The 25767-nt window shown below is 68.3% G+C and carries 18 protein-coding genes and 1 tRNA gene; 10 read left to right on the forward strand and 9 right to left on the reverse strand.

Going from position 1 to position 25767, the window contains the following annotated elements:
- Window positions 1–17: 17 nt before the first annotated feature.
- The 4 genes from ACR4XJ_RS10400 (at window position 18) to fliD (ending at window position 7386) form a co-directional block, all read left to right on the forward strand.
- Window positions 18–1595, forward strand: coding sequence for a flagellar hook protein FlgE (locus tag ACR4XJ_RS10400; RefSeq protein ID WP_434755141.1), 1578 nt, complete (start codon window positions 18–20; stop codon window positions 1593–1595).
- Window positions 1596–1690: 95 nt separating this feature from the next.
- Window positions 1691–3763: a flagellar hook-associated protein FlgK gene (gene flgK / locus ACR4XJ_RS10405; protein WP_434755142.1), complete on the forward strand. Its 2073-nt coding sequence runs from the start codon at window positions 1691–1693 to the stop codon at window positions 3761–3763.
- 183 nt (window positions 3764–3946) lie between these two features.
- Entirely contained in the window at window positions 3947–5440 is a 1494-nt protein-coding gene (gene flgL, locus ACR4XJ_RS10410; RefSeq protein WP_434755143.1) for a flagellar hook-associated protein FlgL, read from the forward strand.
- Between the two features lie 212 nt (window positions 5441–5652).
- Window positions 5653–7386, forward strand: a complete 1734-nt coding sequence (gene fliD, locus ACR4XJ_RS10415) for a flagellar filament capping protein FliD (RefSeq protein ID WP_434755144.1) — start codon at window positions 5653–5655, stop codon at window positions 7384–7386.
- A gap of 326 nt (window positions 7387–7712) precedes the next feature.
- On the opposite strand, the gene ACR4XJ_RS10420 is transcribed toward fliD, so the two are convergent.
- Both ACR4XJ_RS10420 and ACR4XJ_RS10425 read right to left on the reverse strand, forming a co-directional pair.
- The gene (locus tag ACR4XJ_RS10420) at window positions 7713–8600 is read right to left on the reverse strand and encodes a flagellin (protein ID WP_434755145.1); all 888 of its coding nucleotides are present in this window, start codon (window positions 8598–8600) and stop codon (window positions 7713–7715) included.
- A gap of 247 nt (window positions 8601–8847) precedes the next feature.
- Window positions 8848–9408 carry an RNA polymerase sigma factor gene (locus tag ACR4XJ_RS10425; protein WP_434755146.1) on the reverse strand — a complete coding sequence of 187 codons (561 nt, stop codon included), beginning with the start codon at window positions 9406–9408 and terminating at the stop codon, window positions 8848–8850.
- A gap of 328 nt (window positions 9409–9736) precedes the next feature.
- Here ACR4XJ_RS10425 and ACR4XJ_RS10430 point away from each other — a divergent pair, with 328 nt between their 5' ends.
- Both ACR4XJ_RS10430 and ACR4XJ_RS10435 read left to right on the forward strand, forming a co-directional pair.
- The gene (locus ACR4XJ_RS10430) at window positions 9737–10582 is read left to right on the forward strand and encodes a response regulator transcription factor (RefSeq protein WP_434755147.1); all 846 of its coding nucleotides are present in this window, start codon (window positions 9737–9739) and stop codon (window positions 10580–10582) included.
- The gene (locus tag ACR4XJ_RS10435; protein ID WP_434755148.1) at window positions 10563–12146 is read left to right on the forward strand and encodes a HAMP domain-containing sensor histidine kinase; all 1584 of its coding nucleotides are present in this window, start codon (window positions 10563–10565) and stop codon (window positions 12144–12146) included. Before ACR4XJ_RS10430 ends, ACR4XJ_RS10435 begins: the two co-directional genes overlap by 20 nt.
- A 104-nt stretch (window positions 12147–12250) precedes the next feature.
- Here ACR4XJ_RS10435 and ACR4XJ_RS10440 read toward each other — a convergent pair whose 3' ends face one another.
- Genes ACR4XJ_RS10440 through ACR4XJ_RS10455 form a run of 4 tightly spaced genes read right to left on the reverse strand, consistent with a single transcriptional unit; the run spans window position 12251 to window position 16843 of the window.
- A complete protein-coding gene (locus tag ACR4XJ_RS10440) occupies window positions 12251–13753 on the reverse strand; it encodes an efflux transporter outer membrane subunit (protein WP_434755149.1) in 1503 nt (500 codons plus the stop codon).
- Window positions 13750–14874, reverse strand: a complete 1125-nt coding sequence (locus tag ACR4XJ_RS10445; RefSeq protein WP_434755150.1) for an efflux RND transporter periplasmic adaptor subunit — start codon at window positions 14872–14874, stop codon at window positions 13750–13752. The genes ACR4XJ_RS10440 and ACR4XJ_RS10445 overlap by 4 nt, the downstream gene beginning before the upstream one ends.
- Before the next feature lie 16 nt (window positions 14875–14890).
- Entirely contained in the window at window positions 14891–15682 is a 792-nt protein-coding gene (locus ACR4XJ_RS10450) for an ABC transporter ATP-binding protein (protein ID WP_434755151.1), read from the reverse strand.
- Window positions 15683–15694: 12 nt separating this feature from the next.
- Entirely contained in the window at window positions 15695–16843 is a 1149-nt protein-coding gene (locus tag ACR4XJ_RS10455) for an ABC transporter permease (protein WP_434755152.1), read from the reverse strand.
- 213 nt (window positions 16844–17056) lie between these two features.
- Between ACR4XJ_RS10455 and ACR4XJ_RS10460 the strand changes: the two genes are divergently transcribed.
- From ACR4XJ_RS10460 to ACR4XJ_RS10470, 3 genes are all read left to right on the forward strand, one after another.
- The gene (locus tag ACR4XJ_RS10460) at window positions 17057–17818 is read left to right on the forward strand and encodes a response regulator (RefSeq protein ID WP_434755153.1); all 762 of its coding nucleotides are present in this window, start codon (window positions 17057–17059) and stop codon (window positions 17816–17818) included.
- On the forward strand, window positions 17815–19323 hold the full coding sequence (locus tag ACR4XJ_RS10465) for an ATP-binding protein (RefSeq protein ID WP_434755154.1): 1509 nt from the start codon (window positions 17815–17817) through the stop codon (window positions 19321–19323). The genes ACR4XJ_RS10460 and ACR4XJ_RS10465 overlap by 4 nt, the downstream gene beginning before the upstream one ends.
- Window positions 19324–19581: 258 nt before the next feature.
- A complete protein-coding gene (locus ACR4XJ_RS10470; RefSeq protein ID WP_434755155.1) occupies window positions 19582–21912 on the forward strand; it encodes a methyl-accepting chemotaxis protein in 2331 nt (776 codons plus the stop codon).
- A 79-nt stretch (window positions 21913–21991) separates the two neighbouring features.
- Here ACR4XJ_RS10470 and ACR4XJ_RS10475 read toward each other — a convergent pair.
- Window positions 21992–22067, reverse strand: a tRNA-Val gene (locus tag ACR4XJ_RS10475).
- 301 nt (window positions 22068–22368) lie between these two features.
- On the opposite strand from ACR4XJ_RS10475, the gene ACR4XJ_RS10480 reads away from it, so the two are divergent.
- On the forward strand, window positions 22369–23523 hold the full coding sequence (locus tag ACR4XJ_RS10480; protein WP_434755174.1) for a hypothetical protein: 1155 nt from the start codon (window positions 22369–22371) through the stop codon (window positions 23521–23523).
- 160 nt (window positions 23524–23683) lie between these two features.
- Here the strand turns inward: ACR4XJ_RS10480 and ACR4XJ_RS10485 are convergent, their stop codons facing one another.
- Both ACR4XJ_RS10485 and ACR4XJ_RS10490 read right to left on the reverse strand, forming a co-directional pair.
- Entirely contained in the window at window positions 23684–23929 is a 246-nt protein-coding gene (locus ACR4XJ_RS10485; RefSeq protein WP_434755156.1) for a hypothetical protein, read from the reverse strand.
- 44 nt (window positions 23930–23973) lie between these two features.
- Window positions 23974–25668: a polysaccharide biosynthesis/export family protein gene (locus ACR4XJ_RS10490; protein WP_434755157.1), complete on the reverse strand. Its 1695-nt coding sequence runs from the start codon at window positions 25666–25668 to the stop codon at window positions 23974–23976.
- Between the last annotated feature and the right edge of the window lie 99 nt (window positions 25669–25767).

Below are 25767 nucleotides of genomic sequence, written 5' to 3' on the forward strand. Positions count from 1 at the left end.
TGTCGCGGGAGCACGCCATGGGCCTTTCATCCTCCATGTATGCCAGCGTCTCGGGGCTGCTGAGCACCGCCGAGTCCATCAGCGTCATCGGCAACAACCTCGCCAACTCCAGCACCACGGGCTACAAGTCCATGTCCATGCTGTTCGAGGACGTATTCTATTCCTCCATCACCACCTCCGGCGGCATCGACCAGATCGGCAACGGCTCGTCCATCGCGGCCATCGCCACGGACTTCTCGCAGGGGTCGTACAAGGACACCTCCGAGGCCATGAACATGGCCATCGGGGGCGTGGGCTACTTCATCGTGGAGGACCCGCAGAACGACGGCCAGATATACTACACCCGCGCGGGCGACTTCACCTTCAACACCGAAGGGTACCTGGTGAACTCCTCCGGCTACCAGGTGCAGGGCTGGGCCGTGGACCCGGACACCGCCAGTTCCAGCGACCCGCAGACCACCGGCGCGCTGGGCGACATCCAGCTGACAAGCCGCACCTCGCCCGCGTCCGCCACCACCAACATCTCCCTGACGGTGAACCTGGATTCCGACGGCGAGGACAACTCCACCTCCACCACCGACCCGTATTTCTCGCTGCTCACCGAATGGGACGGCACCGCCGACGACCCGCTGGGCACCGCCAAGTACGAGTACCAGACCACCATCACCGTGTACGACGAGGCCGGTTCCGCCCACGAACTGACCGTGTACTTCGACAAGGTGGAGGACGGAACCACCGGCGCCACCACCTGGGAATACATCGTCACCATGGACCCCGGCGAGGACGTGCGCACCATCAACGGCCAGAGCCTGGCGGGCACCTCGGCCGCCGGGCTGCTGATGGCGGGCACGCTGACCTTCGACGCCACCGGCGCGCTGGTCTCCACCACGGCCTTCACGCTCGATTCCACCGCCAGCGGCGACCTGACCGACCTGTCCAACTGGACCCTGGCGGAGCTTTCCACCAGCGGCCTGCCGGTGTTCGCCTGCAACTTCTCCGGTTCGGCCGACGCCAGCACCACCGACGCGGCCAACGCCATTCAGGTCGAACTGAACCTCGGCCTGTCGGCCAAGTCCATCACCGACAGCTGGAACACCACCGTCACCAGCGCGGCGGACATCGGCACGGACAGTTCGCTGCTGTTCGGCTTCACCTCCACGGCCTACGGCACCAACCGTTCCACCAGCTACGATTCGGCCAGCAGCACCAACAAATCAAGCCAGGACGGCTACGCCACCGGCTACCTGACCAGCTACTACGTGGACGAGGGCGGGGTGATCTACGGCACCTACTCCAACGGCCAGACCCAGGCGCTGTTCATCGTGGCCCTGGCCAGCTTCGACAACGACCAGGGGCTGAAGCTGATGGGCGGCAACCTGTACTCGGCCACCACGGAATCGGGCACGGCCAACATCGGCCGGGCGGGGCAGGGCATCTACGGCAGCATCTACGGGGAAAAGCTGGAGGAATCCAACGTGGACGTGTCCACCGAGATGGTCAGCCTCATCGTGATGCAGCGCGCCTACCAGGCCAACAGCAAGGTCATCACCACCGTGGACGAAATGCTTCAGACCGCTCTTGGCCTGAAGCGCTAGGGCGGCCGGGGCGCGCGGGGATCGTCGGCCCCGCGCGCCGCGCGCCCGCCTACCGGTTCCGCCGCAACGCACGGGTCTGCCCGTAAGGACGCGCCATGTCCTCGCTCAGTTCCATTTTCAACATCGGCGCCAACGCGCTTTCCAACGCGCAGATCGGCATATCGGTGACCAGCAACAACCTGTCCAATGCCGGGGTGGAAGGCTACTCGCGCCAGACGGTGCAGTACGCCACGGGACCCACGGTCAGCAGCGGCGGGTACACCTACGGTTCCGGGGCCACGGTGTCGGAGATCACCCGGCATTTCAGCTACACCGTGGAGTCGCAGTACCTGACGTACAGCTCCCAGGCGTCCATGTGGGAGACCATCACCTCCACCCTCTCGTCCATTGAAACGCTGTTCGACGACAGCGACGACGAGGGCTACGACCTGTCCACCGCCCTGGACGCCTTCTGGACCAGCCTCGACGCGCTGGCCGCAAACCCGGAAAGCGAGGCCGCCCGCACCGAACTGACCGGCTACGCGGAAACGCTGACCACGCTGCTCAATTCCACCAGCGCCAGCCTGGAGGCGGTGCAGACCAGCCTGAATTCCCAGATCGAACAGCAGGTCGACGACATCAACGACCTGCTGGACACCCTGGCCGGCCTCAACTCGCAACTGGCCGGGGACCCGGAAAACGCCACCCTGCTGGACAGCCAGGCCACCGCCCTGCGCGAGCTTTCCACCTATCTCGCCCTTTCCGTCGTCTACAACGACGACGGCCAGGCCACCGTGTACACCGCCGCCGGGCAGACCCTGGTGCAAGGCAGCACCACCCACAAGCTGGCCTATGAGGGGCCGCAGGCCACCCAGTCGCTGACCTCCGCCTCCACCTTCGATGGGCAGATCTACTTCGAGGGCGAAAGCAGCCACGAAATCACCATAGAGTTCGTCACCTCGGGCACGGCCGACGGTTCGGCGGGCGCGGCCACCTACAAGGTGTCGCTGGACGGCGGGGAAACCTGGCTCACCGACGATTCCGGCAACACCCTGCTGTTCACGGCCTCGGGCGCTGACGACAAGGTGACCGTGGCCGGGGTGTCCATCTGGTTCGGCTCGTCCACCGATTCCGGCGCGGCCGCCAGCGGCAGCCTGGCCGTGGGCGACGACTTCACCGTCATGGCGAAATCCGGGGTGTACTGGTACCAGACCACCTCCGGAAAGGTGAACGTCACCCCCATCGACGTCACCGACTCGGACAGCAACAACCGCCTTTCCGGCGGCAGCCTGGCCGGGCTGCTGGCCACCCGCGACCAGTACGTGGGCAGCTATCTGGAGACGCTGGACGCCCTGGCCGAAGAACTGGTCTGGCAGGTCAACTACGTGCACAGCCAGGGCGCGGGGCTGACCAACTTCTCGTCCGCCACGTCCGGAAATTCCGTGGACGACACCACCGCGGCCCTCTCGGACAGCAGCCTGGCCTACGCCGACCGGCTGACCACGGGCACCCTCTCCATCTCGGTGTACGACGACGCCACCGGAGAGGTGTCCACACTGTCGTCCATCGCCATCGACCCCGCGTCCGACAGCCTGGAGGACGTGGCAGACGCCCTCAACACCACCTTTTCGGGCCTGCTCACGGCCAGCATCAGCAACGGGCAACTCACCATCGCGGCGGCGGACGGCCATTCGTTCCAGTTCGCGGGCGACACCTCGGGCCTGCTCGCGGCGCTGGGCATCAACACCTTCTTCTCTGGCGACGACGCGGGGAACATCGCCGTGTCCGACGCGGTGCTGAACGACCCCAACCGGGTCAACGCCGCCGTGGTGGACGCCTCGGGCGAGGTGCTTTCCGGCGACTCCACCTGCGCCAACAACCTGGCCGCGCTGGCGGACGCCAAGGTGACCCTGGACCTGGCCAGCGGTTCCACCTCCAGGACCCTGAGCAAGCAACTGGCCGCGCTGGTCTCCACCGTGGGCACCGACGTGGACACCTCCGCCCGCAAGTACACCTATTACAGCACCCTGGCCGAAAACGCCGACAGCCTCCAGCAGTCCATTTCCGGCGTGAACACCGACGAAGAACTGATCAACCTCACCAGGTACCAGCAGGCGTACAGCATCGCCGCGCAACTCATCCAGGTGGCGAACTCCATGTTTGAAACCGTTCTTTCGTTGCGGGACTAGGGGTTGTTTCTAACTTGTCCTTTCGCCCGTTGGCTGCGTCAAACTTCGCCTGCCATATCGGTCGAATACGAGAAGAGTATACTCCCTCATGGCAGGCTCGTTTTCCTTGCCAACGAACGAAAACCCTAACTTAGAAACAGCCCCTAGACGAACGCACGCCGCCATTTCTCCCGGGAGTCCACCATGCGCATCTCCACCAGCATGACCTACGACAACTCGCTGAAATACATGACCCGCCTGCAATCGGACATCAACCGGCTGACCATCCAGATGGCCACCCAGCAGCGCATCAACTGCCCGTCGGACGACCCCTACGGCACCGAGGTGGCGCTGACCAACTCCACGCTGATCAGCCAGCTGACCCAGTACCAGAGCAACGTGAACACGGCCAAAGGCTGGCTCTCGCTGGCCGACGACACCCTGGGCGACGCCAGCACCGTGATCACCAGCCTCATCGAACTGGCCGAACAGGCGGCCAACGGCACGCTCACCGACGCCAACCGGCTGGCCATCGCCGAAGAGGCGCGCGGCCTGTACGAACAGCTGATCACCTACGCCAACACCCAGTACAACGGGCAGTCCATCTTCGCCGGGCGCGATTCCGGGGGCACGGCCTACACCCTGGGCCTGGGGGCCACGGTGAGCGGGGCCACCCTGGCCTCGGGCGCGGGGTCCGCCGTACTCTCGGTGGACGGCGAGGCGGACCAGAGCATCCGCATCGAATTCACCGGCGACGGTGCCGTGGGCACGGACGCCATTTCCTACCGCTACTCTACCGACGGCGGCGACACCTGGACCGAGGCCACCCTGGCCGCCGGAGAGACCACCCTGTCCTGCGACGGGGTGCAGGTGCACATGCAGGATGGCACCGGGGTCACCGCCGTATCCGACGACGACACCGGCGCGGGCACGCGCATCACCGTGCGCCCGGCCGCCATCTACACCGGCGACGCGGACGACGGCGCGAAGGTGACGGCCCAGACCAACACCGGCGTCACGGCCACGCCCACCGGCACCTTCGGCAGTTCGGTGGTGGTGCGCATCGAGGGCGACACCAACGTGTCCGGCCCCGTATCGTACCGCTATTCCACCGACGGCGGGCTCACCTGGTCCGACGTGAAGAGTTCGGACAACGGCACGCTGACCGTGCCCGGCGGCACCCTGGAGCTTTCGGCGGGCAGCGGCAGCGGCCTTGCGGCGGGCGACACCTTCACCGTCACCTCCGACTCCACCGACCTCACCGTGCGGGTCTCCACAGGCACCAGCATCGCCATCAACAGTTGCGGGCTGGACGTGTTCGGCGGGCTCTACAGTGCCGACGGCACCGGCTACTCCGGCACCGGCGGCGACGACCTGTTCGAGGCCATCGGCCAGTTCATCGGCTACCTGGAGACCAACAACGAGGAAGGCATCGCCGAAAGCCTGGAGGCCATCACCGCAGGGCAGGCCAGGATGCTTTCCGCCGCCAGCGACATCGGCGCGCGCGAAATACGCCTGGAACACATCGAAACGGCCAACACCCTGCTCACCTCCACGGCCAAGAACGCCGTCAGCAACGTGGTGGACGCCGACACCACGGAACTGGCCACCGAACTCTCCAAGCTCACCACCATCTACAAGGCGGTGCTCAGCACATCGTCCGCCGTCATGAAGCTCAGCCTGCTCGATTATCTCTAGGGGATACTTCCAACTTGTCTTTTCGCCCGTTGGCTTCGTCAAACTTCGCCTGCCATATCGGTCGAATACGAGAAGAGTATACTCCCTCATGGCAGACTCGTTTTCCTTGCCAACGAACGAAAATCCTAAATTAGAAGCATCCCCTGGTCCGGCGCCAGCCCGATACCGGCCAGCACCCGCATTGCTCGCCCCCTGCCCCCACGGAGGAATCCATGTCCGAATACTGGTCCGGCTCCATCACCTTCACCGGCCTGAACACCGGCACCGACTGGGATGCGATCATCGAGGCCCAGATGGCCGTGGAGGAATACCGCTACAACAGCATGCTTGCGGCACAGTCGGACTACGAGGCCAGGCTGGCCGCGGTGCAGGACCTGGAAACCCAGATGACCACGCTGTACCAGACCCTGCAAAGCTACAGCGACGTGTCCGACTTTCTCGCCAAGGGGGCCACCTCTTCCGACGAGACCTGCGTCACCGTCACCGCCGGCAACGATGCGGAAGAAGGCTCGCACACCGTGGTGGTGAACCAGCTGGCCAAAAACGACATCTGGAGCAGCGACGACGGCTACGCCTCCACCGACACGGTGATCACCGACACCGACCAGACCTTCTCGTTCACCTACGGCGACCAGACGTACACCATCGACGTGCCGGGCGGCGCCACCCTTTCGGAGTTCGCCAGCCTCATCAACAACGCCAGCGGCAACAACGACGACGTGCGCGCCGGCATCATCAATGAAGGCAGTGCCTACCACCTGCAAATACGCGGCATGGACCTTGGCGCGGACAACACCGTGACCATCAACGATACCGGCTTCGACGCCATGGGGCCGGACGCCTTCACCAACACCCAGAAGGCCCAGAACGCCCAGATCAAGGTGGACGGCTTTCCCGCCGCCGCCGACGAGTGGATCGAGCGCTCCACCAACACCATCGACGACGTCATCGACGGGGTGACCCTGCAACTCAAGAAGGCCACCGGCAGCGACGGCGTGAACGTGGACGTCACGCTGGACAGCGACGCCATGGTCGAGGCCATCGAAACGGTGGTGGAGAGCATCAACACCATCCTGCAACTGCTCATGGACCTGCGCGACCAGGGCACGGTGTCGTCGTCGGTGTCCACGGCCACGGCATCCGACGATGAGGACGACGAGGACGACGATTCCACGGCCGCTTCGGTGCTGGCCAGCAACTACGGCATCAAGCTGGTGCAGAGCAGCCTGAAGAGCATCCTGTCCACCAAGGGGCTGGGCTTCTCCTACTACAATGCCACCGACGGGACGGGCGACCTGTTCACCAGCCTGTCCACCATCGGCATCTCCACCGACGCCGACGAGGATTCGGAAACCTTCGGCCTGCTGGTCATCGACTACGACGAACTGGAAGCGGCCATAAAGAAAGACCCGCAGGCCGTGGCCGAACTGCTGTCGGCCGACGTCGCGGGCAGCACCGATTCCGGCGACTTTTCCTTCGACAGCGCCATCTCGGGCACCACCAGGGCGGGCGAGTACGACGTGTCGTACACCATCGAAAACGGCAAGATCACCTCGGCCTACATCAACGGCAACGCCGCCTCCATCTCGGGCTGGACCATCACCGGCGCCTCGGGCAAGGACGAGCAGGGCCTTGCCATCAGCGTGGACAACACGGAGGACGGCGCCTACACCGGCGCCGTGTACCTGAAGCAGGGCAAGATCGGGCAGCTCGTCGACACCCTGGAGGACATGACCAGCAGCGAAGGCACCCTCCAGATCATGGAGAACAGCTTCCAGGACATCCTGGACCAGTACTCGCAGTCCATATCCCGCGAGGAGCAACGGCTGGACCTGGTGGAAAGCCGCCTGCGCACCCGCTATTCCAACCTGGAAACCCTGCTCACCAGCTACGACAACCTGTCGTCCACCATCGATTCGCTGCTTGCCTCGCTGGACAGCGACTAGCCCGGACCAGCCCGCATGCCGCAAGGGCCATACAAAAGGGGCCGGGCATATGCCCGGCCCCTTCTGGTTGTTGACAAAGTCTGCTTTTGGACGCCTCCGGCGGCCAAGGGGCTACCGCCCCTTGGAACCCCATGTTTTGTATTCTCGTAATGGGCGGAGAATACAAATAAAAGTTTTGGGGGGAGGGGGTCCGGGGGAGGAGACCCTTTTCCAAAAGGGTCCCTCCCCCGGAAGAATTTGGGTTTGTCAGCAGTCTGAAGAGGCCGGGCTTTCGCCCGGCCCCTTGCCGTCGGTGTGTCCGTCCGTCGTTCCCCGAAAGGGTCAGGCTAGCCGCTGATCAGCGAAAGCGCCATCTGCGGCAGCGAGTTGGCCTGCGACAGCATGGCCACGGCGGTCTGCGCCAGCACCTGCTGCTTGGTGTACTCGGTCATTTCCAGCGAGACGTCCACGTCCGAGATGCGCGATTCGGCGGCGGACAGGTTTTCGGCCTGGGTCTCGAGGTTGGTGATGGTGGCTTCCAGCCGATTCTGCATGGCCCCCAGCGAGGCGCGGATCTGGTCCTTGGAGATGATGGCGTTGTCGATGGCGGTCAGGGCATCCTGGGCCGCCTGCTGGGTGGAGATGCTGGCCCCGTTGCCGGAGGCGGAACTGCCGAGGCCCAGCGCCTGGGCGGACACCGCGCCGATGCGGATGTTGTAGTAGTCCTGCGCGCTGTCGTTGCCCGAGCCGAAGTGGATGTGCAGCTGCCCCGTGGATTGCAGGCCGGAGCCGTCGTAGGTCGATCCGGACAGGTTGCCGTTCAGCAGCATGATGCCGTTGAAGTCGGTGGCGCTGGCGATTCGGGTGATTTCCGAGGCCATGGCCTGGTATTCGGAATCGATGATCAGGCGCTGGTCCGAGTTGTAGGTGCCGGTGGCGGCCTGTTCCGCCAGTTCCTTCATACGGATGAGCTTTTCGTCGATGGTTTCCATGGCGCCGTCGGCAGTCTGGATCAGCGAGATGGCGTCGTTGGCGTTGCGCACGCCCTGATTCAGCGCAGTGATGTCCGAACGCATCAGTTCGCGGATGGCAAGACCGGCGGCGTCGTCCGCGGCGGAGTTGATGCGCAGGCCGGAAGACAGGCGCTGGGTGGACTTTTCGAGCTTGTTGTAGGTTGCGTTCAGCGTATTGGCCGTGGTGAGCGCCGTAAAGTTGTTGTTGACGACGAGAGACATGATGTTTCCTCCATGAAGAATGCACTATCCTTGTGTGCTTCTGCCATGCATGCAGCGCATGCTTGTTGGCCTTATCGACGCAGCAACGCCGCGCTCTTAATTTTCAAATTTCCATAACCACTCTGAAATCAACGCAATTAACGTTCATAACAGTATCTTTGCATTACTTTGCGTTGCCTGCGGCGTCTGCCTTTGGCACAAGAAAAAGGCCCGGAAGGTTCCGGGCCTTTGCGTTGCGCGGCGCGCATCACAGGCAGAAGTGATGGCGCAGCCGCGCAAGGGCGTTCTGCTTCAGACTGCGCACGGTCTTGGGATGGATGTCCAGCGTGCGCGCCACTTCATCGGTATCGAGGTCGTCCTGGAACAACAGCCGCAGCACCGTGCTCTGCCGCCTGCTCAGCAGGCCGGGGGGCAGGTCCAGTTCGCCACGGTCGTCGGAAACCGGGGCCTCCGCCCACAGCCGTCCGGCCAGTTCGTCCTCAACGTCATGGACATCATGGCCGTCATGGTGGGGATAGGGCACGTGGCGCGCCAGCCGTTCGGTGCGGCGCGCGCGCAGGCAGTCCAGCGCGGTGGAGCGCGCCACCACGGTGAGCCAGGTGGACAGGCCCGCCCGGGCGGGATCGTAGGTGGACAACAGACGGAACCCATCGCCGACGAGACGGCAGAACACCTCCTGCGTCACGTCCTGCACATCGAGTCCGGCGGCGTGCCCGCCGTTCCACTGAAGGGTGTAGTGCACGGCCTTGTGGATTACCGGGGCGTAGGCAGACACGAAACGGCGCCATGCCTTTCCGTCGCCGGTCATGCATGCCGTTATGTCCGTAGCGGTTCCTGTATTGGCTTCCATCTTCATCTCCAGTCGTGCGTTCTGTGGAGCCGGAATTGCGGCAACCGGATCCATGCACCACGCCGGAAATTGTGGAAAAGCCAAACTCCGCGCATCGCGGGCTGTCATCATGTATACGCGCGGCCACCCGCATTGTCCGTTCAGATCGGGTAGTGTTTCGAAAACATCGGACACACTAGTTTACATTGTTTTACACTAGCGGAAATCATTCGGGCGTGATTCTTGCAGTATATCCGGTCGCAAGCGGCAACCGGGTAATATGTGCCACCGCCCAGAGGGTGACATCATGGAACGAGTCCTGTTGATCGACGACGACAAGGAACTCTGCGCATTACTGACCGAATATCTCGCTCCCGAAGGGCTTGCCGTTGAACCCTGCCATACCGGTGGCCAGGGGCTGGCACGCGCGTTGTCGGGCGACTACGACGCGGCTCTGCTGGACGTGGCCCTGCCCGACACCAGCGGCTTCGACGTGCTCGGCACCATCCGTTCCCGTTCGGCCCTGCCCGTGCTCATGCTGACCGGGCGCGGCGACGACGTGGACCGCATCGTGGGGCTGGAGATGGGCGCGGACGACTACGTCCCCAAACCTTTCGTGCCACGCGAACTGCTGGCGCGCCTGCGCGCCGTGCTGCGCCGCACCCGCGTCCACGGGATCGGGGGGATGGGGGGAACCGGGGGAACGGCGGGCGCGGCCGGGCCGGGCTTCATGGGCGGCCCGGGCTTCATGGGCGGTGTAGGACCGTACCGCAAGCGCAACCTGACCTTCGGGGGCATCACCGTGGACCGTTCGGCCCGCACGGCCCTGCGCGACGGCGCCCCCCTGCCCCTGACCCCCGTGGAGTACGCCATCCTGGTGCTGCTGCTGGAGGCCGAAGGCGGCACGGTGGCGCGCGAGGACATCTCGCGCGGGGTGCTGGGGCGCGACATCCTGCCCTTCGACCGGTCCATAGACGTGCACGTCAGCAACCTGCGCAAGAAGCTGGGCCCCTGCGACGACGGCCAGCCGCGCGTGGGCACGGTGCGCGGGGTGGGCTACTATTTCCGCGTCTCGCCCACGGAATCCACCTTCGGCGGGCAGGATGCGGAGGAACCGCGCCTCGGGGCGGGGCATGAGAACGTGGCCCGTTAGGCTGCTGGTGCTGCTGCTGGTGGGCTGCGGCATCTTCACCCTGGGCACCTTCGTCCGCATCCGGCTGGAAGACCGCCCCAAGCGCGGCCCCTTCGAGATGAACGCCGTGCTGCTGGACCTGCTGGGCGAGCGCATCTCGGAATACATGGCCGAAGGGCGCACGGAAAAATTGGACGCCCTGCTGGACACGCTGCGCAGGCGCGGCGTGCACGTGGTGGTGCACGACGCCGGATTGCAGCCCCTGGCCGACAACGGCCCGGTCTTGCCAGTTCTGCCAGTTCCGCCGGTGCCCTTCGGCCCGCCGCCCCCCTCCTGGCCGCAACGCGTCCTGGCCGCCCTGGAAGGGCGCACCCCGCCTCCGGGTTCCCTCGCGGGGCCGCCCCCGGCGCCCGCCCGGCAGTCGCCGGAAACCGAGGCCGCCGTGCAGGCCGAAGCCCGCCAGCAGGCCGAGGAGGCGCGCGACACGGGCGCCACCCAGGTCGATTTCCCTCCCCCGTTCGCCTTCCGGCCGGTGATCCTCATGGCCGACCCCATCGACCTGCCCGGCGGCCAACACGGCGTGCTCACCCTGCGCAAAGACATGCCCACCCCGCCGGACATGCGCCTGCCGCCCTTCGTGCTGCCCCTGGCCCTGGCCATGGTGCTGGCGGGCGGCGTGCTGCACCTGCTGCTGCGCCAGACCAGCCGTCCCATCGGCGAGGTGGGCAGCGCCCTGCAACGCTTCGCGCGGGGGGACCTGCACGTGCGCGTCAACGGCAACGTGGCCTCGCACGGCACGGAGCTTGCGCATCTTGCCAGCGATTTCAACACCATGGCCGAACGTACGGAAGAACTGCTGCAAACCCAGCGCCGCCTGCTGCACGAGGTGTCGCACGAGATGCGTTCGCCCCTTTCACGGGTGGCGCTGGCGCTGGAAATGGCCTCGCGCACCGTCTCTCCGGAATCGCAGCGCTTTCTGGAGCGCATCCGCCGCGACGCCGAGCGCCTTTCGGCCCTCAGTTCGCACCTGCTGGCCACGGGACACCTGGACCACCAGAAGGAGGACGACCCGCCCGCCTGGTTCGACCTGGAAGCGATGCTGACGCAATTGGCGGACGAGACCGACTTCCAGGCCCGCGCCGACCGCAAGCGGGTGGTGCTGCACGTGGACGGGCCGTGCGCGCCCTTTCACGGCATGCGTGAAATGCTGTATGGCGCGCTGGACAACGTGGTGCAGAACGCCCTGAAGTTCTCGCCGCCGGGCAGCCGGGTGGATGTCTCCCTGTCGACCGGGGCAGCGATGGTCGGGCCGGAACGGCCCGGTTGCGCCACCGTGCGTTCCGCCTGCCCCCATCCGGAGCGCCACGCCGTGATCTCCGTGCAGGACCAGGGGCCGGGCGTGCCCGAGGCCGACCTGCCCATGCTCTTCGTGCCGTTCTTCCGGGCGGGCAATGCCCCGCGCGGCTCGGGCACCGGGCTTGGCCTGGCCATCGCCCAGCGCGCCGTGGAACTGCACGGCGGCAGCATAGCCGCCGAAAACCTGCCCGAGGGCGGGCTGAAGGTCACCATCCGCCTGCCCGCGTAGGGGGGCTGCCCCGCTTTCCGCCCAAAAAACGGCCCGCCCCGCACGGCAACGTGCGGGGCGGGCAAAGCCGGGCAAATTTTGCCGGGCGGCTTCTTTACATTTCTTTACTGGGTCGAAACTGCCCGCAGCGGACCGCCATTCCCCGCCACGGCCGGTTCCGCGCCCTCCGGCGCTTCCCAGCCGCCGCCCAGCGCCCGGTACAGGGTGATGGCGCGGGTGGCCAGCACCGCCCGCGCCTGCACGTGGGTCAGGGCGGCGGTGGACAGTTCGCGCTCGGCGTCGGCCACGTCCAGAAAGTCGGTCAGCCCCGCCCGGTAGCGGTCCCAGGCCAGGGTCAGGGCGGTGCGGTCGGCCTCCAGCACGGCGGCCAGGTCGGGCAGCCTGCGCTGCTGGCGGTCCACGGCGTACAGGGCCGCCTCCGCCTCCTCCACCGCCGTGCGGGCCGTGGACAGGTAGGTCAGCGCGGCCTGCCTGCGCCGGGCGTCGGCCTGCTCGATGCGCGCGGTGGTGGCCCCGGCATCGAACAGGGTCAACCCCAGCGCCGGGGCCACCGACCACACCCCGCTGCCCGAGGACAGCAGCCTGTTCACCGTGGACGCCTGCGAGCCCAGCGCCGCCGACAGGCTGAGCGTGGGCCAGCGTTCCGCCGTGGTGGCGGCCAGGTCCGCCGCCGCCGAGGCCAGCGAACGCTCCGCCGCGCGGATGTCCGGGCGGCGCAGCAGCAGGTCGGCGGGCAACCCCACGGGCACCTGACGCGCGGGCGCGGGGATGGACGCAGTGCGTTCCAGCGCCGGGCGCAGTTCGCCGGGTGCCGCGTCCGTCAGGCGTTCGATGCGGGCCAGGGCCGCCCAGGCGTTGTTCTCGTAATCGGCGGCGTCGGCCAGAGAGGAATGCCACAGCGCGGCGGCCTGAGCCACGTCGATGTCCCCGGCCAGACCCGCGTCGCGCCGGGCGGTGACCAGGGCCAGGGTTTCGGCCCGGCTGGCCGCGATGTCGCGGGTCAGGTCCAGTTCGTTCTGGGCCTGGCGCAGGGTCACGTACTGGGTGGCCACCTCGGCCAACAGGGCGACCAGGGTGTCGCGCCGGTCCTCTTCCGCCGCCTGGGCGTCGGCCACGCGGGCCTCGCGGGTGGCGCGCAGCCGCCCGAACAGGTCGATCTCCCAGGCCATGTCCAGGCCCGCGGCGTACACGTTGCCGTTGCGCGAACCGGTGGACTGCGCCTCGCCCGTGCCCGCGCGGCTGCGGGTGGCCGAGGCGGAGCCGGTGACCGTGGGGCCAAGGCCGGCCCCGGCCTCGCGCGCGGCGGCGCGGGCCTCGCGCACCTTTTCGGCGGCGATGCGCACGTCGAAGTTGGCGGTGGCGGCGCGGACCAGCAGGCCGTCCAGCACCGGGTCGCCGAAGCTGGTCCACCATCGGGCCAGGGTGACGCCAGTCTGCACGCCCGCCACCGGGGCACCCGACGCCGACGGATCCGCCTCCGCGCTCCACGCGGCGGGCATGCCGGGCCGGGGCGCGGCGGGCGAGGCCGCGCAGCCCGCCGTCAGCGCCGCGCACAGCAGGACGCACGGCAGGGCCGCCACGCGGCGGGAACGGAACGGCGCGGTCATCCCCGCACCCCCGCGCCGGATGCGGCCTTGCCGCCCATGGGGCGCGCACCGGCGTCCCGCACCGGCACCACCACCTCGGGAAGCTGCCCGTCCTTTACTGACTGCCTGACGGGTACAGACTGCCTGACGGGCTGCCCCAGTTGCCCCAGTTGCTCCGGTTGCCCCGGTTGCCCCGCCTGTCCGGTGTCGTCGAAATACACGTCCACCTGCTGCCCCACGTAGGCGGGCATGTCCCTGGCGTCGAAGGCGTACAGCACCTGCAAGACGCGGATGTCCACGCGCTCGGTGGTGTCGCCGGTCAGGGACGTCTTGGGCAGCACGTAAGGCTCCACCCGCACGAAGCGCAGCGGCGCGGAAAGGTCGCGGTTGCCGCGCAGGAACACCGTGGCGGGCATGCCCGCGCGGTAGCGCCAGGCGATGTTCTCGTCGATGTCCACCCGCACGTGCAGCCGGGTCACGTCGCCCAGCATGACCAGCGGCGTGGAGAGCGCCCCGGCCGTGGCGTATTCGCCCTCGCTCACGTTCACCTGCAACACCGTGGCGTCCATGGGGGCGCGCACGCACAGCCGGTCCAGGTCCACCTCGATGGCGCGGGCGGCGGCCTCGGCCTGGGACACGTCGGCCGTGGCCGAGGCCAGCGCGGCGCGGGCGGTCTCTTCCGCGTAGCCGCGCTGGGCCGCCTCTTCCGCGCTCACGGCGCGGCCGTCGCGCAGGCTGCGCACCCGCGCGGCGTCGGCGCGAGCCTTTTCCAGGGCCACGCGCGCCTCGGCCAGCTTGGCCCGGGCCACGGCCAGGGCGGCCTTCTGCTCGGCCAGGGCGGCCCTGCGCTCGCGGTCGTCCAGCCGGAACAGCAGGTCGCCCTTGCGCACCGCGTCGCCCACGGTGACGGGAATCTCCACGATGACCCCGGAGGTGGGCGTGGCCACGCCCACGTCGCGGCTGGCCGCCTCCACGATGCCGGAACCGCTGATGTACCTTTCATAGGGCGGCGCGGCCGGGTCGGCTGCCGGGGGCACCGGGGCCGGGGGCGCGGACGCGCGCGAGGCGTGCACGACGCCCGCCGCAAGGCCAGCCAGGGCCAGCGCGGGCAGGACGTAGGTCAGGATGATGTTGCGTCGCATGGTTGTCCCTGTATTTTCAAGTAGCGGAGGAAGGTCCGGAGGAATGCCGGGCCGCGCCGGGCGTGCCCACGCGGGTCACCCGTCCGTCGTCCAGTTCCGCGATGCGGTCCGAAAAGTCGAAGATGCGCGCGTCGTGGGTGACGATGACCAGCGCCCGGCCGTCCACGGTGCCCACCCGGCGCAACAGTTCCATGACCCGCTGGCCGTTGGCGTGGTCCAGGGCGCTGGTGGGCTCGTCGCACACGATCAGCTGCGGCTCGTGCACCAGGGCGCGGGCGATGGCCACGCGCTGCTGCTGCCCGCCGGAAAGGTCGCCGGGCGCGGATTCCGTCTTGTCGCCAAGGCCCACCAGGTCCAGCGCGGCTTCCGCCCTGCGCATGGCCTCGCGCACCGGCGCGCCGCAGATGCGCAAGGGCACGGAAACGTTCTCCGCCGCCGTCAGCGCCGGGTTCAGGTTGTAGGCCTGGAACACGAAGCCGATGTTGCGGGCGCGAAAGGCCGCCCGAGGCCGGGAGGCCAGGGCGGTCATGTCCTGCCCCAGGATGCGGCATGTGCCGTCTGTCGCGTCCAGGATGCCCGCCATCACCGAGATCAGCGTGGTCTTGCCGCAGCCGGAGGGGCCCACCAGCATCAGCAGTTCGCCGCGCTGCACGGTCAGGTCCACGCCGCGCAGGGCGTGCACGGCGGTGGCCCCTTCGCCGTAGCGTTTCTCCAGCCCGGCGCAGACCACTGCGGGGCCGCCGGTCATGCCGGAGGCGGCGCTGGCGGCGGCAGTGGCGGGCGTAACGCGGATGTTTCCGTCCTGCATGGATGCCGTCCCCTATTGCTTGAACACGATGGCCGGTTCCAGCCGCAACACCTGGCGGATGCTCAGCGCCGCCGAAACCAGGGTGATGGACAGCACCGCGCCCCCGCCCACCGCCAGGATGAGCGGGGAAAGGCGCATGCCCATGGGGTCGCCGGGCAGGTTGCCCATGATCATGGCCATGCCCACCCCCAGGCCGAACCCTGTGCCCGCCACCAGCAGCGCCTGCGACAGGATCATCAGCAGCAGGGTGCGGTCGTCCGCGCCCATGGCCTTCAGCACGCCGAAGTGGCGCAGCGCGTCCTGGGTGAAGTTGTGGAACATCAGCCCGGTGACCACCGCGCCGATGCAGAAGCTCATGAGGATGGTGGTGCCGAAGTGCATGATGATGGCCGTGCGCTTGATGAAATGCTGCAAGGTGCGCGCGCGGAAGTCGTCGGCGGTCAGGGCGGTCAGCCCCGTCTCCGACGCGATGCGTGCGGCAAGCCCGCGATGGTCCTGCCCCGGCTGGGCCTTGACCAGCACGAAGGACATCACTTTGCGCTCGCTCTTGTTGAACAGCTTGACCCGCGAATAGGTGGTGTACAGCATGGGCTGCGACTGGAAGGTGGGGGTGGCGTCGGCCACGCCCACCACCACGGCGCGGCGGTCGTTGACCTCCAGCGCGTCGCCCACGCCCAGGGGGCGCATGCCGCGTTCCGTCCGCACGGCCAGGCGGTTGGCCGCGCCCTCGGCGTCCACCGCCACGGCGTCGCTCATGCGCAGGTCGGCCATGCTGCCGGACCTCATGACGCCCGGCGCGCCGACGAGCGACACGTCGTCCACGCCGATGAGCCCGCAGCCCACGGTGTTGCCGTCGGGCAGGCGCACCTTCAGCGAGCCCTTGTGCAGGGGCACGGCCCACTCCACGCCGCTGACGCTGCGCACCAGCGACAGGCGCGTGTCGGGCATGGCTTTCGATTCCTCCACCGACTGGGCCTGGGGGTCCATGACCCAGATGTCGGCGATGGCGATGTCGTCGATGAGGCCGTAGGTGCGGGTGAGGATGCTGGCGAACACGGCGGGCTGCTGGGTCATGATCAGCGAGGTGAAGGCCAGGCTCAGCACCATGCCGAGGTACTTGCCCCGGTTGGCGAGCAGCATCTTGAGGGCGATCTGGTACATGCGGGTTCCGATGGCTGGGGCGTCGCGCCGGTGCCGCGTGCACGGCGCGTGGGGCAGGGTCTAGCCCGGCGGCGTAACCGCAATATGTGTTGCCCGTTGCCGCTTCGTTGCCGCAACAGGCAAAGTGTTGCCGCGTATTGCACCCGGCGCGGCGGAAACACTGTGTTGCAAAAAAACCGTGCACGAGGCCCGGCGCGGCGCTATAGGAGGCCCATGAACACCCCGGAACACATCCTTGTCGTGGACGACGACCCCGAAATCCGCGAGCTGCTCACCGGCTTTCTGGACAAGCACGGCTTCCGCGCGGAATCGGCCGCCGACGGCGTCGAGATGTTCCGCATGCTCGAAGTGGGGCGCTACGACCTCGTGGTGCTGGACGTGATGCTGCCCGGCGACGACGGGCTGACCCTGTGCCGCAGGCTGCGCGCCCGCTCCGACCTGCCGGTGATCATGCTCACCGCGCTGGACGACGACACGGACCGCATCATCGGGCTGGAACTGGGGGCCGACGACTACGTGGCCAAGCCGTTCAACCCGCGCGAACTGGTGGCCCGCATCCGCACTGTGCTGCGCCGGGCCCGCGCCCTGCCCGAGAACATCGCCAAGGCCGAGCCGGAGGCCATGTCGCGCGCCATCCGCTTTGCCGGGTGGACGCTGGACACGGTGCCCCGCCACCTGGTGGCCCCGGACGGGGTGGTGGTGAACCTGAGCGGCGCGGAATACCGCCTGCTGCGGGTGTTCCTGACGTATCCCAACAGGGTGATGAGCCGCGACCAGCTGCTGGACCTGACCCAGGGCCGCGCGGCGGAAGCCTTCGACCGGTCCATCGACGTGCTGGTCAGCCGCCTGCGCACCCGACTGCGCGACAACGGGCGCGAACCTCAGATCATCAAGACCGTGCGCGGCGACGGCTACTACCTGGCCACCGACGTGGAACGCGACGCCGAAACCGGCGACGCCCCGGCCGACGCATGAGCCCCGCCGCCGTCCCCCCCGCCGCACGCCCGCCGTTTCCCGGAGCGCGGCTGCTCTCCGCCCTGCCCCCGCGCACCCTGCGCGGCCGGGTGGTGCTGGTGCTGGTGTGCGGCATCGTGCTCATCCAGATCGTCAGCATGCTGTACGTGGTCTCGCGCGGGGGGCCGTTCGTCTACAGTTCCGTGGCCCGCCAGGCGGCCATGCGCCTTGCCGGGCAGGCCCTGGTGCTGGACGCGGCCCGGCCCGAGGCCCGCGCAGACATGATCGGCCAGATGGCGCAGGGCGCCAGCCGCATCGCCATGACCACCACCCCGCCCGCCGCCGCCCCGGCCGACATATCCGACTGGGCCGCCGACGTGTATTCCTCCATTTTCGCGGACCACCTGCGCGGGCTGCTGGCCCCGGACATGCAGCTGGTCTGCCGGGTGGACGGCATCGCCCGCGACGTGGGACGCCGCCCGCCGCCGCCCCCGGGCCGCATCGACGACGGCCACTACGACATCGGCTACACCGTGGGCGTGCGCCTGCGCGACGGCATGTGGGCCGTGTTCACCCACGTGCTGCCCGAGGGCAACCGGCCGTGGATACCCGAACCCATGCTGTGGGACCTGGGCTGGCGCATCGTGGGCGTGGCCCTGCTGGGCCTGGTAGTGGTGGGCTGGATGACCCGCCCCCTGCGCATGCTGGCCGACGCCGCCGACGAGTTCGGCGCGGGGCTGGTGCGCGCCCCCCTGCCAGAGCGCGGCCCGCTGGAAATCCGCCGCGCGGCCCAGGCCTTCAACCGCATGCAGGACCGCATCCGCCAGTTCGTGGACGAACGCGGACGGCTGCTGGCCGCCATCTCGCACGACCTGCGCACCCCGGTCACCCGCATGCGCCTGCGCGCGGACCAGATGGAGCCGCCGGAACTGCGCAAGCGGTTTCTGGCGGACCTGGACGAGATCCGGGACCTGCTTTCCACCACCATCGACTTCGTGCGCAGCACCGACAGCCGCGAAGCCACGGCCGCCGTGGACGTGACCGCCCTGCTGGAAAGCCTGGCGGAAGACTGCCGCGACCTCCACATGGGGCATATGGGGCAGACGGGGCACGCGGGGCCGCCGCAGTTGCGCATCACCCTGCACGGCACCGCCGAAGGACGTCCCACCCACATCCAGGCCCAGCCCCTGGCGCTGAAGCGCTGCCTGTCCAACCTGCTGGAAAACGCGGTGCGCTACGGCGGCGGGCAGGTGGACATCGAGGTGCGGGACGCGGACGACATGCTGTCCGTGGCCATCCGCGACCGGGGACCCGGCCTGCCGGAACAGTACACGGACAAGGTGTTCGAGCCGTTCTTCCGCGTGGAGCATTCGCGCAACCGCCAGACCGGCGGCAGCGGCCTTGGCCTGTCCATCGCCCGCAACATCGCCCGCCAGCACGGCGGCGACATCACCCTGGCCAACCGCGAAGGCGGCGGACTGGAGGCGCAACTGCGCCTGCTCCGCGCGCGCCACGCCGCGCAGTAGCCCCTCCGGCGCACCACCCGGCCTTCCCGTCCGCCGCCCCACCGTCCCTTGGTTCACGCCGGGGCGATTACCTCCTGCGTGGCCGCAGCTACCGGATATCATACGCAATCTGGAATACGGCACTCAACATGCATTTTCCGTTAGAATGTGCCGCGCTGCCATCCCCCGGAAAATACTTTAAAATTTCGCCTCGCGCGCTAACCTCTCCGGCATGACTGCCGATGAAACACAGAGGGGCTGCATCATCAGGGAGGCACAATGCGGGGCACAACGGGATTTTTCGACAGGCTGAATACCAGAATCGGCGCGCTGGTCGTGGCCCTGCTGGTGGCAGGCTTCGGCGGGCTGGGCTGGTACGTCATGTCGGCCACCACGAATCTGGCGCTGCACCTGCGCCAGGCCAGTTCGCAAGGGCTGGTGGACACGGCGCGGATAGCCACCGATCTCAACCTGGAGAACGAAAAGAAGCTGACCGCCGCCCTGGCCCGGCAAAGGGCCATCGTGGAGGCGGTGGCGGACGGCCGGGACGAGAACGGCGTGGCCCAGGGGCGCTTCCGCGACTACCTGCGCACCTACAAGGAAATCTGGTCGGCCTACGCCTTCGACCGGCGCGGCGTGGTGGTGGCCGGCGCCAACAACGGGGGCGAGGACGAACGCGGAAAGGACAAGAGCGGGCACGCCGTGGTCCGCCAGGTGCTGAACGGCAGCGAAACGGCCCTGGACAAGACCGTGGCGAAGGGTGACGGCGGCCGGATGATCTTCCGCATGGCCACCGCCCTGCGCGACGCATCCGGGGCGGTCACCGGCGGGGTGCAGATATCCTTCGACTTCAATGCGTTCACCGAAACCGCCATCTCGCCCATCAAGGTCGGGCAGACCGGCTACCTGTACATACTCGACGCCGACGGCACCTTCATTGCCCACCCCGACCCGGCCATGCTGCTGCAACCGGGCAAGGACATGCCGTTCGTGCGCGAGATGCTGGCCAACCCGCGCGGGACGCTGGAGTACGAATTCAAGGGCGCGCGCAAGCTGGCGGCGTACACCCGCGTCGCCCAGACCGGCTGGATCATGGCCAGCACCGTGAACGAGTCGGAACTGCTGGCGGAGGCGTACTTCCTGCGCAACGTGGTGGCGGGCATCGCCGCGCTGGTCTGCGTGGTGCTGGCCGTAACGGTCGTGCTGCTGCTGCGCAGGCTGGTGGTGGTGCCGTTGCAGGCCGTGGGGCAATTCACGGCGGACATCGCCGGCGGCAACTTCGGCACCACGCTGGAAGGCCGCTTTTCCTGCGAACTGGCGCAGCTTGCCGACAACACCCGGCGCATGAAGGACCGCATCAAGCACGAACTGGGCTTTGCCCGGGGCGTGCTGGAAAGCATTCCCACCCCGTGCGGCATCGTGGCGCCCGACTTCACCATGTCCTGGGCCAACACCCAGGTCTGTGAACTGCTGGGCAGGCCCAATCCGCCCTCCGACCATTACGGCCTGAAGTCCGGCGAATTCTACTGGTTCGACCCGGACCGCGAAACCTTGTCCGACAAGGCCATCAAGGAACGGCGCACCCTGACCGGGCAGACCGTGTGGACGTCGCGGGACGGCAGGCGCACCGTGCACATCAGCGTGGTGACCACGCCGTTCTACGACATGGACGGCGTACTGCTGGGCTCCATCTCGTTCTGGAACGACATCAGCGAGATGGTGGAAAAGCAGCAGCAGATCGAGGCCCAGCGCGACCGCATCGCCGAGGCGGCCCGTGCCGCCATGGACGTTTCGGCCCGGCTGTCCACGGCGGCGGAAGAGCTTGCGTCGCAGATCGAGGAATCCAGCCGGGGCACGGAAAACCAGAAGACCCGCGTTGCCGAGTCGGCCACGGCCGTGGAACAGATGAACGCCTCCATCCTGGAGGTGGCGCGTAGCGCGGGCAGCGCGGCAGAAAACGCCGACCTCGCCCGCTCGCGCGCCGGGCAGGGCGAAAAGGTGGTGCAGGACACGGTGGGCTCCATCCGCGCCCTGCGCGACCGCATGGCGGAAATGGGCGGCAGCCTGCACGAACTGGGCAGGCAGGCCGACGGCATCGGCGCCATCATCGACATGATCTCGGACATCGCCGACCAGACCAACCTGCTGGCCCTGAACGCGGCCATCGAGGCGGCCCGGGCCGGGGACGCCGGGCGCGGCTTCGCCGTGGTGGCCGACGAGGTGCGCAAGCTGGCGGAAAAGACCATGAACGCCACCGGCGAGGTGGGGCAGGTCATCCGGGCCATCCAGCAGGTGACCCAGAAGAGCGTGGACCTGATGGGCCTGGCCGACGCCGACGCCAACGCCTCGGCCGAACGGTCGGCCCAGGCGGGCGCCTCGCTGCGCGAGATACTCAGCGTTTCCGTGGACACGGCGGACATGGTGCGGTCCATCGCATCGGCCGCCGAGGAACAGTCGGCGGCCAGCGAGCAGATCGCCCGGGCCACGGAAGAACTGAACGTCATCTCCGGCGAGACGGCCGAGGCCATGAACCAGTCGGCCCTGGCCATAGCGGAAGTGGCCCGCATGGCCGAGGAACTGCGCGCCATCATCGAGAGCATGAAGTCGTAGCCGGGTTGGCGCGGGCGTGGCCCGCACCCGACACGAAAAGGGGTTCGTCGCATGCGACGAACCCCTTCATTCTTCAGGATGGTGGGCGGTGAGGGGATCGAACCCCCGGCATTCGGCTTGTAAGGCCGACGCTCTACCAGCTGAGCTAACCGCCCCGATATGGCAGGACGATGCGGCAGGACAGTCAAGACCGCCATGGCGGCCCCGCGGGCCGCTACCGACCGTGATGGGATACTGCTCATAGTGCAGGGGCGGCGGTCATGTCAAACACCTTGTGCTTTTGTACTGGACATTGCGTCGTCGGATATCTATGTAGCACTCGCGCGGCCTGACGCCGCGCCCCGCGCCGCCCCGTGCCCGCCGTGCCGCCTTCTCCCGCGGCGGCGGACACCCGTGCCCGCGCCGCGCTTTCGCGACGACTTGCGAACCGGCAGACGGACCGTGAATCCGCCCCTCATGCCCCCCACCGCCCCCCGCACGTTGCGGCAGGACATCTCACTGCTGCTCCGCTCCGCGCCGCCCAAGGCGCGCGCCGCCATCCTCGCCCTGCTGCCCGCCGCCAAGGCCGTGCTGGACACCGGCTGGCGGCCCGACATGCACGCCGCGCCCATCCGCAACTGGCGCGACCTGATGCAGCTGCTGTCCGGCCTCACCGCCCAGCGCCACGACACGGAAACCCTGCTGCGCGTTACCAGCGAACTTCTGGGCATCGCCGACGAAATGGCCCCGCCGGAAGTGGTGCTGCGCGAAAGCGCCGCCGTGCTGCTGCGCGCCTTCCACGCCGACATGTTCGTGTGCCGCCTGCGCGACGACGACGGCGAATGGCAGATCATCGCGGCGGAACGCGAGGACGGCGGGCCCATCCCGCTCTTCTCGCCGGTGCTGGAAGAAGGTCTGGCCGGGCATCCGGTCATGCGGGCGGTGTGCGACGGCACCCGCCACGTGCTCTCCAACAACCTGATGGGCATGGACCGCGGCGGCGAATCCTACGACTGCATGGCCTACAAGGTGGGCTACCGCTCGCGCCTGGCCTTCGTGCTGCGCGACCGGGGCGGCCGCCCGCCCTTCGGGCTGGTGCTGCTGTATTCCGAACGCGAGCACGGCTTCGACAGCTACGACGCGCGCTTTCTGGCCAAATGCTCGCGCATCGTGGCCCTGACCACCGGCAGCCGCGTAGCCGTGGCCCGCGACGCGCTGGAAAAGGCCGCCGGGGCCGTGGCCCACCACGGCAACAACGCCCTGGCCATCCTGCGCAACCACGCGGAATACTGCGCGGAACTTCTGGACGACATGGCCGACGACTGGGACGACGCCGTGCACGCCGCCGACGAGTTGCGCGAACTCCTGCCCGAGGGTTCCAAGGCCCACGCCGCCGCCGCGCGGCTGGCCACCGCCCTGCACGGCATGGACACCCTGCAACTGACCGAACAGCTGGACGGCGTGTTGCGCTCCACCCGGCGCATCGCCCGGATCATCGACGCGCTGGAGGAATCGGCCGAGCGGCCGCGCCTGATGCACTACGTCATGGGCCGCCACGTGCTGGACCTGGGCAACCCCGCCGACGACGAAGAAGAACTGGAGACCCTGCGCAAGACCTGCTCCACGGCCTGACCGGCCTGTGGACGCCGCGCGGGGACGCCATCCCCCATGCGTTCGCCCCCGTTGATCGCAACATTCCCCTCCGGCCCACAGCCGGAGCGCAAAAAGAGCGCCGCTGGATCACATCCATCGGCGCTTCCGCATTTCCTGCCGTAACCGGAATCCGGTCCGGTTAGTCTTCTCCGGCGGGCCCACCGCCCCCCGAGTCGCCGTCCTCCAGCGCCCGCCCCTTGTGCTTGGGCGCGTCGCGCCGCTTGCGGCGCTTGTCCTCCTGCACGCGCGTGCGCAGGTCCAGCGGCGCATCCAGCAGGGCATCGCGCCGGGCGGCGCGCAGGGCGCGGCGTTCCTCCTCCGTGAGGCAGAGTTCCTCGCTGGCGTCTTCCCGCCGGTCCTGCCCCTTGGGGTCGCGGTCCTTCATGTGCTTCTCCGTCTGCTTCCGGCCCGGCCAGTCTTCCCGCCGCCCTACAGGCCGATGACCACCTTGGTCGCCACCGCGATCTGGTAGAGAATCTGCGACATGTCCTTGACCGTCTGCAGGTTCTTGGAATCCACGCGCGGCAGCACCAGCAGTTGGTCGCCCGCCGCGATGGTGGTGTCGGCGGTGCGGAACACCTCGCCATTGGGACGCACCAGCAGGATGGTGCCGGTGTCCGCGCGGTTGGTGTAGCCGCCCGCGCCGCGCACGTAGTCCTTCAGCCGCTTGTCGCCGTTCCACACGATGGCCTGGGGCATCACCACCTCGCCGGTCACCAGCACCACGTCGCTCTTTTCGGGAATGACGATGACGTCGCCGTCCTCCAGCGCGATGTCGGCCACCTTGCCGCCGCTGCCCACCACCACGATGCCCTCGGGCGTCACGTTGCGGGCCTTTTCGGCGAACTTGCCGATCATCTCCGCCTCGTGGTTGCGGATCTGCGCCTCTTCCGGACTGGACGAGGTAGCCGTGAACGAGCTTTCCTCCAGCCGGCGCAGGGCGTCCTCGATGGCGCGCTTCTGGCGGGCCGCCACGCTGCGCCGCTTGATGTACAGGCCGGTCAGGTCGGCCCGGTCGGCGTCCACGGCGATGTACTGCTGCACGTCGCGCAAGCGGGCGGTGCGCTTGAGCGGAAAGCGCGACGCCCCCCGGATGGCCCCCTGCACCTCCACCATGATGGTGTCGCCGGGAGTGTCGGCCAGAAATTCCACCCGGTCGCCGTCGGCCAGCGGCAGGGTGCGGAATTCGCGCAGGGGCAGGTACAGGTTGAAGGGCGCGCCGTTGCGGGTGCCCACAATGCTGGCGTGCGAGGCCGTGGCCAGCGGGTCGGCCATTTCGGCCAGCCTGGCCCCGGTGGCCTCGCCCTTGCGGAATTCGAAGCGCGCCGCGTTGCGGATTTCGCCGCTGGCGGACACGGCCGGGCCCTTTTCGCCCACCACGATGGTGTCGCCATCCTGCAGGCGCACCAGCGGCAACGCGCCCTTGAGCGCGAAGGGGTACAGGTCGAAGCTGCCCATCTCCGCCCCGCCGCGCAGCAGGCGGATGGTGCGGTAGCTGCCGCGCCGGGGGTCGATGCCGCCCGCGCGGTCCAGGAAGGCCAGCACCGAATCGGACGGCGAACCGCCGTAGCGGCCCGGCTTCATCACGAACCCGGTGACGAAGACCGATACCGGACGCCCGTCCATGGGGCTGACGTAGACCTGCACGTTCTCCACGCCCGCCGCGCTGAGCTTGCTGCGGATGGCCTCGGTGACCTGGGCCTGGGCCAGCCCGGCCACGGGCACCCCGCCCAGGTCCTGCAACTCGATGTCGCCCGCATCGTTCACCATGACCACGCCGTCGTAGTTGCGGTCGCCCCACAGGCGCAGCACCAGCCGGTCGCCGGGGGCCAGTTCGCGCGCCTCGGCGCTGCGGGCCTGCCCGAAGTTGCCCTGGAACAGGTTGGCGGCGAAGGGCGGCAGGTCGGCCGCCGCGCCGGAGGGCAAGGCGGCTCCGGAAGATGCGGGCGACTTGGCCTCGGACGGGGCGGCAAGCGCGGTGGAGCCCGCCGGGCCAAGCAGCACGGCCAGCACGAGCAGCAGGACCAGTGCAAGCCGGGGGACCCTGGGTTCAAGGACGGGCGGCCATGCGGCGGCCCCCGCGCGGCGCGGCGCGGCGTGGCGGAAAAGCGGTGCGGTATCCATGGCGGGTATCCGTAATCGGCTACGCCGGGCGCGGTGCGCACCCGGCGGATGGAAACGTGGTGCGGCTGTCATGAAGGTTCCGGCGGGAAAGGCGCTTCC

Source organism: Nitratidesulfovibrio sp. D1, from assembly GCF_051133415.1.
Taxonomy (GTDB): domain Bacteria; phylum Desulfobacterota; class Desulfovibrionia; order Desulfovibrionales; family Desulfovibrionaceae; genus Cupidesulfovibrio.